15 protein-coding genes are annotated in these 12,869 nt (G+C 39.8%); 13 read left to right on the plus strand and 2 right to left on the minus strand.

What is annotated here, in order from left to right:
- The first annotated feature begins 26 nt into the window (after window positions 1-26).
- The 4 genes from OCV24_RS07135 to OCV24_RS07150 all read left to right on the plus strand — a co-directional run bounded on the left by OCV24_RS07135 (window position 27) and on the right by OCV24_RS07150 (window position 3,296).
- Window positions 27-686, plus strand: coding sequence for a DUF4145 domain-containing protein (locus OCV24_RS07135; protein ID WP_150878568.1), 660 nt, complete (start codon window positions 27-29; stop codon window positions 684-686).
- Window positions 687-808: 122 nt separating this feature from the next.
- Complete coding sequence (locus tag OCV24_RS07140) at window positions 809-1,354, plus strand: GNAT family N-acetyltransferase (RefSeq protein WP_150878570.1); 546 nt, start codon at window positions 809-811, stop codon at window positions 1,352-1,354.
- A 106-nt stretch (window positions 1,355-1,460) separates the two neighbouring features.
- Entirely contained in the window at window positions 1,461-2,318 is an 858-nt protein-coding gene (locus tag OCV24_RS07145) for an HNH endonuclease (RefSeq protein WP_150878572.1), read from the plus strand.
- 732 nt (window positions 2,319-3,050) lie between these two features.
- Window positions 3,051-3,296, plus strand: a complete 246-nt coding sequence (locus OCV24_RS07150; RefSeq protein WP_046224150.1) for a hypothetical protein — start codon at window positions 3,051-3,053, stop codon at window positions 3,294-3,296.
- A 275-nt stretch (window positions 3,297-3,571) separates the two neighbouring features.
- Here the strand turns inward: OCV24_RS07150 and OCV24_RS07155 are convergent, their stop codons facing one another.
- Window positions 3,572-3,796: a hypothetical protein gene (locus tag OCV24_RS07155; protein WP_244291733.1), complete on the minus strand. Its 225-nt coding sequence runs from the start codon at window positions 3,794-3,796 to the stop codon at window positions 3,572-3,574.
- 188 nt (window positions 3,797-3,984) lie between these two features.
- On the opposite strand from OCV24_RS07155, the gene OCV24_RS07160 reads away from it, so the two are divergent.
- The 4 genes from OCV24_RS07160 (at window position 3,985) to OCV24_RS07180 (ending at window position 6,843) form a co-directional block, all read left to right on the plus strand.
- Window positions 3,985-4,563 (plus strand): DJ-1/PfpI family protein, encoded by a 579-nt coding sequence (locus OCV24_RS07160; RefSeq protein ID WP_102250476.1) that lies wholly within the window; start codon window positions 3,985-3,987, stop codon window positions 4,561-4,563.
- 146 nt (window positions 4,564-4,709) lie between these two features.
- Window positions 4,710-5,009 (plus strand): DUF2004 domain-containing protein, encoded by a 300-nt coding sequence (locus OCV24_RS07165; RefSeq protein ID WP_150878576.1) that lies wholly within the window; start codon window positions 4,710-4,712, stop codon window positions 5,007-5,009.
- A gap of 148 nt (window positions 5,010-5,157) precedes the next feature.
- Window positions 5,158-5,739 (plus strand): O-methyltransferase, encoded by a 582-nt coding sequence (locus tag OCV24_RS07175; RefSeq protein WP_233895071.1) that lies wholly within the window; start codon window positions 5,158-5,160, stop codon window positions 5,737-5,739.
- Between the two features lie 156 nt (window positions 5,740-5,895).
- Window positions 5,896-6,843 carry a hypothetical protein gene (locus OCV24_RS07180; protein ID WP_150878580.1) on the plus strand — a complete coding sequence of 316 codons (948 nt, stop codon included), beginning with the start codon at window positions 5,896-5,898 and terminating at the stop codon, window positions 6,841-6,843.
- 253 nt (window positions 6,844-7,096) lie between these two features.
- Here OCV24_RS07180 and OCV24_RS07185 read toward each other — a convergent pair whose 3' ends face one another.
- Window positions 7,097-7,276, minus strand: coding sequence for a hypothetical protein (locus tag OCV24_RS07185; protein ID WP_150878582.1), 180 nt, complete (start codon window positions 7,274-7,276; stop codon window positions 7,097-7,099).
- Between the two features lie 189 nt (window positions 7,277-7,465).
- On the opposite strand from OCV24_RS07185, the gene OCV24_RS07190 reads away from it, so the two are divergent.
- From OCV24_RS07190 to OCV24_RS07215, 5 genes are all read left to right on the plus strand, one after another.
- Window positions 7,466-7,825 (plus strand): hypothetical protein, encoded by a 360-nt coding sequence (locus OCV24_RS07190; RefSeq protein ID WP_017058479.1) that lies wholly within the window; start codon window positions 7,466-7,468, stop codon window positions 7,823-7,825.
- 154 nt (window positions 7,826-7,979) lie between these two features.
- Window positions 7,980-8,396: a GFA family protein gene (locus tag OCV24_RS07195; protein ID WP_137034338.1), complete on the plus strand. Its 417-nt coding sequence runs from the start codon at window positions 7,980-7,982 to the stop codon at window positions 8,394-8,396.
- Between the two features lie 730 nt (window positions 8,397-9,126).
- On the plus strand, window positions 9,127-10,596 hold the full coding sequence (locus OCV24_RS07200; RefSeq protein WP_150878586.1) for a DNA/RNA helicase domain-containing protein: 1,470 nt from the start codon (window positions 9,127-9,129) through the stop codon (window positions 10,594-10,596).
- A gap of 648 nt (window positions 10,597-11,244) precedes the next feature.
- Window positions 11,245-12,099 carry a hypothetical protein gene (locus tag OCV24_RS07205; RefSeq protein WP_138764193.1) on the plus strand — a complete coding sequence of 285 codons (855 nt, stop codon included), beginning with the start codon at window positions 11,245-11,247 and terminating at the stop codon, window positions 12,097-12,099.
- Between the two features lie 134 nt (window positions 12,100-12,233).
- Window positions 12,234-12,758 carry a hypothetical protein gene (locus OCV24_RS07215; RefSeq protein WP_150878588.1) on the plus strand — a complete coding sequence of 175 codons (525 nt, stop codon included), beginning with the start codon at window positions 12,234-12,236 and terminating at the stop codon, window positions 12,756-12,758.
- Window positions 12,759-12,869: the final 111 nt, after the last annotated feature.

A 12,869-nucleotide genomic window follows, 5' to 3' on the forward strand; every position in this document is an offset into this window, starting at 1 on the left:
GCGCAGGCTAGGAATAAGGAAGTATCATGAATAAGAAATTGGCACAAAGGTTTAATGAGCTAAAAGATCAATTGGACACTATTGAGCATACTAAACAACGCGTAAATGGCGCAATGGGAGGCAGCACAGATAAAATTGATTCGGAACTATTTACTAGTTGGAAAGTAAAAGTAAGGAACTTGCTTGTCACTGCGTGTGGAGAAAAATCTCAGCATTTCCAGGCGTTTACTGCGGGTGAAAAGAAAATCTACTCTATGGAATCTGAGTACTCTATCAAGAAGAGACTCGGTGCTATTTTTGATGCAGCCAAAGAAGATTTTGAAGGTGGGTATTTGAACTCACTTAAGCAGCTTGTCCAAGCTGAAGTTTTTGACAGTGAGTTGGAGCAAGCTGAAGAGCTTCTTAGAAGCGGGTATAAATTGGCATCAGCCGTAATTGCTGGTGTGGTATTAGAAACTGCTCTGAGGGATTTGTGCTCAGACAATAATATACCTCATGGGAAGCTCGATACAATGAACTCACAGCTAGCAAAGCAAGGGCTATATAACAAGCTTCAACAAAAGCGAATTACTGCAATTGCTGATATTCGCAATAGTGCCGCACATGGAAAACCGGAGCTGTTTTCAGAAACAGATGTAGAAAACATGATTCGAGATATCGAAGGTTTTTTACTCAACCATATGTAACATAACAAAGCATTTAAGAGTGATTCGCAACGCTTGGCAGTTTCGCTTCGCTCAAGTATAGCCAAGCGCCGCTCACACCTTAATGCGGCGTTATGCGTAATCGATGGACTACGGAGTATTAGATGGAAGTAGTAGAAGCGGAAAAATCGGATTTAGATTCATTCTTTGCGTATCTTGAAAATCAGCTGTCTGAAAATGGTAATGGAGAAGTTCCTCTTTTCCAGCCAATGTCCAGAGAGCAAAGTGAAATTCCAGAAGCAACAAAAGATAAGTTTATCCAAGGCTTTTCCCATCACTTTGGCGATTTAGGTTGGAGAAAGCTCTGGGTTGTAAAAGACACCTCTGGAAGTATCAAAGGTCACATTGATCTTCGCCACCACGGTGATGATAGCCGTTCTCATCGAGTTCTACTTGGTATGGGCGTAGATGTTTCCTGCCGGAAGCAAGGTATTGGTCAACGACTTATTGATGCGGTTATAAATTTCTGCCAAGAAAAAGCCGAAATTGACTGGCTTGATCTTTGTGTACTATCAGAGAATTTCCCAGCAAAGAACCTCTACCTAAAAGCAGGGTTCGATGTTGTTGGAGAGTTCAAAGATCAATATAGAATCGACGGTTTGTCAGTCTCGGAAACTGCAATGACAAAGTACGTCAAAAATTACGCATAACAAAGCATTTAAGAGTGATTCGCAACGCTTGGCAGTTTCGCTTCGCTCAAGTATAGCCAAGCGTCGCTCACACCTTAATGCGGCGTTATACATTTCGGAGGTTTCGGTGGCTAAAAGAACATCCATTCCCAAAAGGGTCAAAGAGATATTAAGAGAAGAAGTTGGCTTTGGTTGCCCCGTGAGAGATTGTGGTAACCCATACTTGGAATATCATCATTTCGATCCTCCAGTTCATATCAAGCCCCACAACGACCCCCAAGGTATGATTGCACTATGTGCTCAGCATCATAAAAAGGCAGATGGTAATGCTTATACAACTGAGCAGTTGCATGAGTTTAAAAAGAATCGTGTTCACTCTAAGCAAGTAAAAGGTAATCTTGATTGGCTGCGCCGAGATTTATTGTCGATCGTTGGGGGTAACCTTTACTACGAAACACCTGTTCCAGTTCAAATTGATGGGCACAATTTGGTGTCATTTTCACGAGATGCAAGTGGCTTTCAGAGATTAAGCATTAACATGCTTAGTTTAAGAGCTGAAGAGCGGCTAATCATAGACGAGAACTCTTGGGAGAATATTGGTAATCCAGTCGACCTGCGTTCACCTCCTCAAGGCAAGGAATTAGAAGTCAGCTACAACAATGGTGACTATTTATATCTGCGATTCTCAGAAATTGAAAATGAAGAGCAGCTGAAATCGAAATATGGTGTTTCGTACAGTTTTGACTTTAAATTCCCAATTACAGCTGTGGAAATTAACTTTGCTATTGGTGAAACTAACATAGACTTTTCCTCCTCTGGAACTAGCGTAATGGGTAATAGCATCACAAGTGGTGTAATGGCTTATTGTAGTGTAGGTTTTTGTATTAAAACGGAAATTGATTGGCAACAAAACCCTAAATGGAAACTAGAGCAAAGGTATGAAACTCGCCAAGACAACGTCATTAAAGTAGCATTTGGGAAATAAATGTATAACAAAGCGTTTAAGACAGATTCCCAACGCTTGGCATTTTTCATTCCTTCGTTGGGTTTTGTGTTTACGTGGCAATGGTTTAGGTTAGGTGGTAGCGTTGCTCACTACTTAACGCGGCGTTAGTTTGCAAAGGGAAGAAAAGCATTTATGGTCTAAAAGCTTTGTTCTACGCTCTAGCTATTCACCTGTTATTCCCCAAAGACTTTTCATCGAAATAGGCATCTCGCGTAGCCCGTTTTTCGGTTAATTGGCTTTTGTGTTATTCAATCCTTTCGTGTTAGTAAGGTTCATTTATCAATGTTCTTGCGCGCTGCTTCTTTGGTTTTGAAAGTTAAGCGGGAACATTTAAAGATGGGTATTTGTGGTTGTCGGCATCTACGAAAGTCTCCTTAGCCCAGTTTGTTTTGTTGGTTGGGTTTAAATTCTGAGCTGTCCGTTTTACTTTTGCGTTCAAAGCCAGTAGTTTCATAACCAATTCAGCACCTTGGCGCCAAACCTTTGGTTTCATCGTGGTGGCAAACTAACAAAGCGCTTAAGGCAGACTCGCAACGCATGGCATTTTTAGTATGCGTTGATTCATGTGTTTAAGGTGTTATGCGGTGGCTTCGTATTACGTTGCTCACTACTTAGCTTAGCGTTATGTGCTTTCAAGGTTCAAGGTAAGTGCGAGTAGTCTGAATAGATTCTATCCAACACATTTTTAATATCAGCGGACAAGGAAGCGTAATGACTATAGATGACACATTTTGGCTAGCAGCCAAGAGGAAGGGGTTTGTTCGGTTCATAGTTGAAACAGGTTTACCATTTAGTCTAATCATGTTTATTGCAACTGGAGTCATTTACGATCAATTTGGTGATGGCTTTCTAAATTTGAACGTATTGAAACATTTGGTTGTTTGGCTAGTCGGTGGCGTATTTTTTGGTATTTACCAGTGGTATAACTTAAAACGGCGAGCGTCCGGACAGGTCTGAAATAGGTAAACACGTACTTGGGTGGTACGCACATAACAAAGCGTTTAAGACGGATTCACAACGCTTGGCATTTTTGGTTTGAACTAGCTTTAGTGTTTACGGCACAATGGTTTAGGTTTGGTGGTCGCGTTGTTCACCACTTAACGCGGCGTTAGTTTGCAAAGGGCAGAAAAGCGTTTGTGGTCTAAAAGCCTTGTTCTGCGTTCTAGCTATTCACCTGTTATTTCCCAAAGACTTTTCATCGAAATAGGCATCTCGCGTAGCCCGTTTTTCGGTTAATTGGCGGTCGTGTTATTCATTTCTTCCGTGTTTGTAAGGTTCATTTTTCCATGTTCTAGCGCGCTTCTTCTTTGGTTTTGAAAGTTAAGCGGGAACATTGAAAGATGGTATTTGTGGCCGTCGGCATCTACGAAAGTCTTCTTAGCCAAGTGCGTTTTGTTAGTTGGCTTTAAATTATGAGCTGCCCGTTTTACTTTTGCATTCAAAGCCAGTAGTTTCACTACTAATTCAGCACCTTGGCGCTAAACCTCTGGTTTCATCGTGGTGGCAAACTAACAAAGCGCTTAAGACGGACTAACAAACGTTGGGCATTTTTAGCTTGGTTTAATTTTGTGTTTAAGGTGTTTTAATTGAGTGAAGTGGTAGGTTTGTTAGCCACTTAGCTTGGCGTTATGTGCATGGAGGCATAATGAACATAGGTATATACATTTACGATCAAGCTGAAGTTCTTGATTTCTCAGGTCCATTTGAAGTTTTCAGTACAGCTAAGCGGCTTGGTGCTGATAGTTTGAACGTATTTCTAGTTTCAGAAAGTTCTGAGCCTGTTGTTGCTCGTGGTGGCTTTAAAGTTTTGCCGGATTATTCCCTCCAGGATCATCCACCAATAGACTTACTGGTTGTTGTGGGTGGGGTACACACTGGCGAAATGTGTAAACCGAATATCATGGATTGGTTAGCTTTGATAGTTCCTAATACATCCGAAGTTGCATCAGTTTGTACTGGTGTTTTTCTTTTAGCTCAAGCTGGTTTAATCAATAATTTAACAGTGACCACCCATTGGGAAGATATTCCCGATTTAGCTACTCAGTTTCCAAACTTGAATGTTGTTAGTAACCAACGGTGGGTGACTTCAGGAAAACTAACCACTTCTGGTGGTATCTCTGCGGGTATCGACATGAGTTTACATATCGTGTCAAAGCACTACGGTAAGAAGTTTGCCGATTTAGTGGCAAGGCAAATGGAGTACAACTGGCAAGAATGCACATAACAAGCAATTTAAGCAGACTGTCAACGCTTGGCATTTCCAGCACGGTTTAGCTTCAGTGATTTAGGTGGTAAATTTGAGTGTATTGGTAGCGTTGTCAGCTACTTAATTGGGCGTTATGTTTTTCTCGATATAAGCAGAGTATTGGAATGGATAAAAAAGTAGAGTTAGCTCTAGAAGCTATAAAAGCCTCTCGCGGTACGGAGTTGGGGGAATACGGGATCGATTTGTTTGTATCTCATCATTTAGATGAACTCCCTGCAGCAGTATGGCTAGAAATTTTAGGCAAAGAAAATCCAAGCTTTGACGACATTTTGTCTGCACTGGTAGTCGCTTACGTGGAAGACGACGTCTGTGATTTTACGTTGCCCAATGATGTCACAAATTACTTAATAAGCGTTTCATTTGATGAAAATGGTCAAGTTGTTGATATTTCGATGGAAAGCTGAGAATACAAACATAACAAACTGTTCAAGAGTGATTCGCAACGCGTGGCATTTTTATTATGCGTTGGTTTTGGTGTTTAAGGTGGTATGCGGGAGCTTCGGTATTGCGTCGCTCACACCTTAACAGGGCGTTATACCTATTGAGGAAAATATGTTGAAATTTCAAAGAGTCATGGAAGATTTGGAGCAGTTCGGGATCAAGAATGATCTTGCTCAATCTGATAAATCAAAGAAGTACCTGAATATCACAAAAGACACAGGTGAGTTTCTCTCTGTGCTTGTCAAATCAACGGGCGCGCGCAGGATCTTGGAAATTGGCACATCTAACGGATATTCGACAATTTGGTTAGCATCGGCACTTCCCAATGATGGTAAGGTTTACACCATTGAAGTAAACCCTCAGAAAATCGTGGAAGCCTCACTAAACTTCAGTCAAACGCATACAAGCTCGAAGATTATTCAGCTTGTCGGAGACGTTACAGAAGTTCTATCTGATGTGCCTGAAAGTGTGGATTTCATCTTCCTCGATGCTGACAGAAAAACCTATGTATCGTTAGCGGACGATCTATTAAATCTTCTGAGGACAGGTGGCTTACTGGTATGTGACAATGCAACTTCTCATGCAGATGAGCTTGCAGAATTTATATCATGGGTAAACTCTCAGCAAAACCTCAGTGTTTCGCTAGTGCCAGTCGGAAAAGGTGAATTGCTGGTTTATAAAGGTGAAAAATAGGTATAACAAAGCGTTCAAGAGGGATTCCCAACGCTCGGCATTTTGGGTTTGATTCAGCTTTAGTGATTACGGCACAATGATTCAGGTTGGGTGGTCTGCGTTGCTCACCCCTTAACGCGGCGTTATACAACATTCAGAATGAGGAGTACCAATCTTATGGCGAAGCCAGGGGATGATCTTGAAAAAATAGTGGAGTTAATAGAAAGATCTATTTCTCCATCTTCAGTTATTCGTCAGAATGTGTTGTTGCCAGTGTTGAATTCGCCAACAGGAAGAACTAGGCAATGTGACGTTGTCATTGAGAGTAGCCCTGAATTTCGTTGTAACTTAACAATAGTTGAGGTTCAAGACCGTAAGTCGCCAGTTAATATTGCTACCTTTAACGATTGGTTAACGAAGTTAGATGATGTCGGCGCTAACAGCTTAATTTGTATTTCGCGGAAAGAATTCCCAGAAAGTGTAAAGGAAGTAGCAAGGTTTCAAGGCAATAGGGTTCTTCTGGTTAACCTAAAAGAAGAAACTCCAGATACACTTCCACTGAACTTTTTGTCCTTTTATGTGGCATATGAAAACGTCAGTATTACCGGTATAGATGCTTTGAGTTGTTGCGTCGAGAAGGGCAATGCTGATTTAGCATTACTAGACTCTCAAATCATGCACTCAAATGAAAAAATATGGTCTACAGACAAAGTATCAAACATGTCTATAGTCGAATTACTATCTCCTTTAATCAAGGAGTTACATTATGACGCAAAAGGAATAGTAAAAGACGTGGCTTCTTTTACGTTTCAAAACGACAGACGCTTGGTTCTATATTGCAACATGAATGGCGAATATATCCGGGTTGGTTTAAATGTGGTTGTTCAATATGCTTACGATAATCACCTTCTTCCCATGACGGTATCTAGCTATGAACAAATTGATCACGGAGTATTGGCTTGGGTTTTCGAAATAGATCATGAAACAAGCCATGGCAAAATAAAAACTAAAGTCCCTGTCATTAAGCATGGTGACAATGCGTATGAAATGCTGGATGTTATCAACTCTACTGGTTTCAACTCTCAGGTGACAATAAGAAGTCTAGAGCAAAAACCTGTTGTATAACAAAGCATTTAAGAGTGATTCGCAACGCTTGGCGCTTTCGCTTCGCTCAAGTATAGCCAAGCGCCGCTCACACCTTAATGCGGCGTTAGTTTGCAAAGGGCAGAAAAGCGTTGATGGTCTAAAAGCCTTGTTCTGCGCTCTAGCTATTCACCTGTTACTTCCCAAAGATTTATCATCGAAATAGGCATCTCGTGTAGCCCGTTTTTCGGTTAATTGGCTTTCGTATTATTCAATTCTGTCGTGTTAGTAAGGTTCATTTCTCAATATTCTTGCGCGCTGCTTCTTTGGTTTTGAAAGTTAAGTGTGAGAATTGAACATTGCATTTGTGGCTGTCGGCATCTACGAAAGTCTTCTTGGCCAAGTGCATTTTGTTGGTTGGGTTTAAATTCTGAGCTACCCGTTTTACTTTTGGGTTTAAAGCCAGTAGTTTCATAGCTAATTCAGCACCTTGGCGCTAAACCTTTGGCTTCATCACGGTAGCAAACTAACAAAGCGCTTAAGGCAGACTCGCAACGCGTGGCATTTTTAGTATGCGTTGATTTATGTGTTTAAGGTGTTATGCAGTGACTTTGTATTACGTTGCTCACTACTTAGCTTAGCGTTATGTATATCGGGAGTTTAAATGTTAGTTTGGGATGAAATAGATATATTGACAGTCCTAGAGGTTATTCCTGAGCAAGAGGTAGATGGAATCTGGCATAAATACACTGTAGAAAAAGGGGGTATACAGCTTTCTATTACGGTGTATCAATATGATGGCGACGTGCGATTTGAACTTATCAATTGTCACAATCAATCTACTCTATTTTCAATGGGACTAATCGGTTGTGAGGGCGTAATCAGGAAATTGGATTCAACGGGTGAGTACCTAGAGTTTGCTCCTGCGAAAAGTTTTGGCAGTAGGTACGATGGAATATCACCAATTCCTTATGGAGTAAGGGTATCCGTGAATCCAAATATTAATATCTCACTATACGGTTGATATACATAACAAAGCGCTTAAGGCAGATTCGCAACGCGTGGCATTTTTAGTATGCGTTGATTTATGTGTTTAAGGTGTTATGCGGTGGCTTCGTATTGCGTTGCTCACTACTTAGCTTAGCGTTATATGTTTTCATCAATTTAGGAGTAATTTAATGTCTTACGCAGAGATTAGCTGTCTATGTGGTTCTGTAAAAATCACAGCAGAAAGCATCAACCCTAACTTCACAGTTTGTCATTGTCAGTCATGTCGAACTTGGGGTGGTGCACCATTTTTCGCAGTTAAATGTGGAACTCAAGTGAAAATCGAGGGTGAGAACAACGTTAAAATGTACAAGTCATCCTCTTGGGCTTCTCGTGGTTTCTGCACGGAGTGTGGAACTCATTTGTTTTACAAGTTCAAAGAAACAGGTGAATACAACATGCCAGTAGGCTTATTTCCAAACTTAGAAGGTTTGAAAATGGACATGCAATACTTTAGCGACATGCGCCCGAGCTATTACTGCTTTGCCAACGAGACTAAGGAAATGACTACAGAAGAAATCATGGCTTACTTTGCGGATAAGGTGTAACCAAACATATAACAAAGCGCTTAAGACAGATTCGCAACGCGTGGCATTTTTAGTATGCGTTGATTTATGTGTTTAAGGTGTTATGCGGTGGCTTCGTATTGCGTTGCTCACTACTTAGCTTAGCGTTAGTTTGCAAAGGGCAGAAAAGCGTTTGTGGTCTAAAAGCTTTGTTCTACGCTCTAGCTATTCACCTGTTATTCCCCAAAGACTTTTCATCGAAATAGGCATCTCGCGTAGCCCGTTTTTCGGTTAATTGGCTTTCGTGTTATTCAATTCTTTCGTGTTAGTAAGGTTCATTTCTCAATGTTCTTGCGCGCTGCTTCTTTGGCTTTGAAAGTTAAGTGTGAACATTGAGAATTGCATGTGTGGCTGTCGGCATCTACGAAAGTCTTCTTAGCCAAGTGCGTTTTGTTGGTTGGGTTTAAATTCTGAGCTGCCCGTTTTACTTTTGGGTTTAAAGCCAGTAGTTTCATAGCTAATTCAGCATCTTGGCGCTAAACCTTTGGCTTCATCGCGGTAGCAAACTAACAAAGCGCTTAAGACAGACTCGCAACGCGTGGCATTTTTAGTATGCGTTGATTTTAGTGTTTAAGGTGTTATGCGGTGGCTTCGTATTGCGTTGCTCACTACTTAGCTTAGCGTTAGTTGCCACTCAGTTTTCAAGCAAAGGAGTAGACTGATTACTCCCAATGATTAAAATAAAATTTACTGTCAGTTGTTAGGTATAAAAATGAAAAGTATAAATATACTATCTCTCGTTCAAGCGCACTCAGCACTTGAACCGACAGAATATGTCTCATACATCCAGCACTACGGAGTAGACATAAAGAATAATGAGGTTGAAGACCTTCGGTACCTAGCATCAAATATGTACGAGGTCTTACCTTTTATTAACATATTCAATGATTTCTATGTTGGATACAAAATCCAGCATATCAGTAAAGAGTTTGACTTGTTGAGGTTTGGTAGTAACTACATAATCAATATAGAGTTGAAAAATATTAGTGACGAACTAAAAATCAAGAAACAGCTAAAAAGAAATAAATACTACCTAAGTCACATCAATAGAGTTGTTCATAATTTTACCTATGTCGTTCAAACCAACCAACTTTATAAGTTGGATGGAAACGAAGAATTGGAGTTGGTGAGTTTCAACTTGTTAACTCAATTGCTGACTAACCAGAACTTATTAGCGCTTGATAACCCAGATTCGCTGTTTAACCCATCTGATTACTTAGTTTCGCCATTTAATTCCACAGATAAATTTATTAATAACCAATACTTTCTGACTAATCAACAAGAAGATATTAAAGATCAAGTCATTAGCAAGATCAGTAATGGTTCAAGGGCGTTTATTTCTATCAATGGTGGTCCGGGGACCGGAAAAACTCTTCTGACTTACGATATTATCAAACATGCAAAAAATACTCATAACACTCTGATTGTGCATTGTGGGCAACTGAACCACGGGCACATGAAACTAATCCAAAAGGGGTGGAATATCATCCCTATTAAGAGTTTAACAAGTTATAATTTATCTGCTGTAGACTTGGTTGTAGTTGACGAAACTCAAAGAATATATGCAAGGCAGTTGGAGCAGTTAGTTACAGATTCAAACAGTCACAATATATCTTGTATATTCTCTTATGATAAACAACAAACTCTATCATCAAGGGAGCGTTTAGCTGATATTGAGACGAAAATAAATGGAATTAACGGTATTGTTAAGTTTAAACTTTCAGAAAAAATTAGAACTAATAAGGAAATAGCTAGTTTTATAAAGGTTTTATTTAACAGTAGACGAACAGATGTTAAATTCAATAACTGTGGGAATATCGACTTTGATTACTTTACAGACTTGCCAACAGTAAAAAACTATATTCAATTAATTAGTAACGACGGTTGGGAAGTTTTAAAATTAACCCCTTCGCTATACGATACAGAGCATCACGAATCGTATGCTAATGCTGAAAGTAAAACCTCTCATACAGTTATCGGTCAAGAGTTTGATAATGTCGCAGTTGTGATCGATGAGTTTTTCTCTTATGACACTAATGGTATGTTGGTCTATCGTTCAAGAACATATTATGACTCAGTCAAAATGTTGTTCCAAAATATTACACGTACTCGAAAGAGACTAAAATTAGTCATAATTGCTAATAAGCAGGTCTTGAATAGGTGTCTGTCAATTTTAAAGTAAAGTGTACAGGCAACTAACAAAGCATTTAAGAGTGATTCGCAACGCTTGGCAGTTTCGCTTCGCTCAAGTATAGCCAAGCGTCGCTCACACCTTAATGCGGCGTTAGTTTGCAAAGGGCAGAAAAGCGTTTGTGGTCTAAAAGCCTTGTTCTGCGTTCTAGCTATTCACCTGTTATTTCCCAAAGACTTTTCATTGAAATAGGCATCTCGCGTAGCCCGTTTTTCGGCTAATTGGCTTCCGTGTCATTCAATGCTTCCGTGTTAGTAAGGTTCATTTCTCAATATTCTTGCACGCTGCTTCTTTGGTTTTGAAAGTTAAGCGGGAACATTGAAAGATGGTATTTTTGGCTGTCGGCATCTACGAAAGTCTTCTTAGCCAAGTGCGTTTTGTTGGTTGAGTTTAAATTCTGAGCTGTCCGTTTTACTTTTGGGTTTAAAGCCAGTAGTTTCATGGCTAATTCAGCACCTTGGCGCTAAACCTTTGGCTTCACCACGGTAGCAAACTAACAAAGCGCTTAAGGCAGACTCGCAACGCGTGGCATTTTTAGTATGCGTTGATTTATGTGTTTAAGGTGCTGTGCGGTGACTTCGTATTACGTTGCTCACTACTTAGCTTAGCGTTAGGACTCACTATGACAACGAGAGATATATGATTAATAAACTAGTTAAGGCTATTCGGGCTTCATGTAACTTCTCTATTGATGGGGAAGTTGAACTGTTCAGAAAGACTGCAATTGAGCTTACCAATCACTTGCCAGCTATATTTATTGATGAAACCCACGGTGGCAATGTATGTAATGTGGAGTTTGACTCAATTAAAAATACGATTGAGACGTGTGAGATTTCCGATCTATTGATTGTGGTTGTTGACAATAAAAGAAAGTGTGCAAGAGCTACATTTTGGCAGGCTAAACAAGAGAAGAAGTCAAAGTGGGTTTCTCAATACGCAGGCAACACAGACGGGTCATTTGACTTTAAAGCTCAGTTTAACCAGTGGGAGTTGTTGAGCTATCGACCAGAAGTCCGCCCTACACCAAATTTCTCACCACCTAAAGACATCTTAGCTAGTCCATTTTCACCTTCTATTGGTTCATTTGGCGTTTTTTATGAAAAAAACAACCTACTTGAACTTAACTATAGTGTTGCAGAGATGGTTTCTTCAACGTCATTTAATCCAGCAAGTTCAAGGTTTACTATCAATGAGAAATTAAGCCAATATTTTGCTTGGGAAAATGAAGTGCTAGTTCGAAAAGACCTAGAGTCATTTTTAACAGCTTTGATTAACTTTCAGATCGGTTCTTTGATCATACCACAGCATAGTTCACATCAATGGTTAATCAGTTATGTTCAAAAGCAAATGAGTAGTTCGAAAAATATTCGTTACTCGAATTCAGCATTTAATCCCAACTTAGCTTTATTTAAAGGTGTACCTAAAGTTGATATCGACGATTCAAATGGTGGACTATCAATATTGGTAATTGATGTGACCGAGCTTGAGTCCTAACAAACTGCTCAAGAGGGATTCGCAACGCGTGGCATTTTTACTGTGCGTTGAATTTAGTGATTAAGGTGGTTTGCGGCGGCTTCGGTATTGCGTTGCTCACCCCTTAGCAGGGCGTTAAATTAATTCGAGGGAATATGACAAAACTAGAAGTCTTTGCGACCATATTGGCAGTGATCGCTTTATTGGTATCGATGGCTCTTAAATACTTTAGTTGGGGTCTATTGATATCACTTTGCGTGTTTATCTACGCATTTTACAAGTTACTTGAATCAAATCTTAATCGCCTAGAAAAAGGTATAGCTCTCATCTTGTTTGGAATATTTTGGAGTGAGTTTTTTATAAAAATCATGTTTTATGACAAGCCATATGCTGCGGAATACTCTCAAGACATTTTAGATAAATTGCTAATATTCAAGAATTTGGCTATCTATGCGTGTGCTGGGGCGGGTGGTAGTATTATTGCGAACCACTCAGAGCAGTTTTCAAAGGAGAAGGGAGAGGTTATTTGCTCATGTAAAGGTAATCAATCTTCTCTTGAAACACTAATAGAGTCACTAGATGCTAATAATAAAAAACTATTAAAATACACTAAAATATTAACACTTTGTCTAATCGCGCTCGTTATCGCATTTGGGTATTTTTACGCAAAATTAATTTAACAAGGCGTTTAAGGCGGATTCCCAACGCTCGGCATTTTCAGTTTGATTCAGCTTAAGTGATTACGGCACAATGGGTTAAGTGTGGTGGTCTGCGTTGCTCACCACTTAACG

Source organism: Vibrio kanaloae (genome assembly GCF_024347535.1).
Classification (GTDB): Bacteria; Pseudomonadota; Gammaproteobacteria; order Enterobacterales; family Vibrionaceae; genus Vibrio; species Vibrio kanaloae.

Bases quoted from the DNA above. Each gene is read 5' to 3' on its own strand.
- OCV24_RS07190 (WP_017058479.1), top strand. From the start codon at position 7,466: ATGTTAGTTTGGGATGAAATAGATATATTGACAGTCCTAGAGGTTATT.
- OCV24_RS07165 (WP_150878576.1), top strand. From the start codon at position 4,710: ATGGATAAAAAAGTAGAGTTAGCTCTAGAAGCTATAAAAGCCTCTCGC.
- OCV24_RS07185 (WP_150878582.1), bottom strand. From the start codon at position 7,276: ATGAAACTACTGGCTTTAAACCCAAAAGTAAAACGGGTAGCTCAGAAT.
- OCV24_RS07195 (WP_137034338.1), top strand. From the start codon at position 7,980: ATGTCTTACGCAGAGATTAGCTGTCTATGTGGTTCTGTAAAAATCACA.
- OCV24_RS07140 (WP_150878570.1), top strand. From the start codon at position 809: ATGGAAGTAGTAGAAGCGGAAAAATCGGATTTAGATTCATTCTTTGCG.
- OCV24_RS07215 (WP_150878588.1), top strand. From the start codon at position 12,234: ATGACAAAACTAGAAGTCTTTGCGACCATATTGGCAGTGATCGCTTTA.
- OCV24_RS07205 (WP_138764193.1), top strand. From the start codon at position 11,245: ATGATTAATAAACTAGTTAAGGCTATTCGGGCTTCATGTAACTTCTCT.
- OCV24_RS07200 (WP_150878586.1), top strand. From the start codon at position 9,127: ATGAAAAGTATAAATATACTATCTCTCGTTCAAGCGCACTCAGCACTT.
- OCV24_RS07175 (WP_233895071.1), top strand. From the start codon at position 5,158: ATGTTGAAATTTCAAAGAGTCATGGAAGATTTGGAGCAGTTCGGGATC.
- OCV24_RS07135 (WP_150878568.1), top strand. From the start codon at position 27: ATGAATAAGAAATTGGCACAAAGGTTTAATGAGCTAAAAGATCAATTG.
- OCV24_RS07160 (WP_102250476.1), top strand. From the start codon at position 3,985: ATGAACATAGGTATATACATTTACGATCAAGCTGAAGTTCTTGATTTC.
- OCV24_RS07180 (WP_150878580.1), top strand. From the start codon at position 5,896: ATGGCGAAGCCAGGGGATGATCTTGAAAAAATAGTGGAGTTAATAGAA.
- OCV24_RS07150 (WP_046224150.1), top strand. From the start codon at position 3,051: ATGACTATAGATGACACATTTTGGCTAGCAGCCAAGAGGAAGGGGTTT.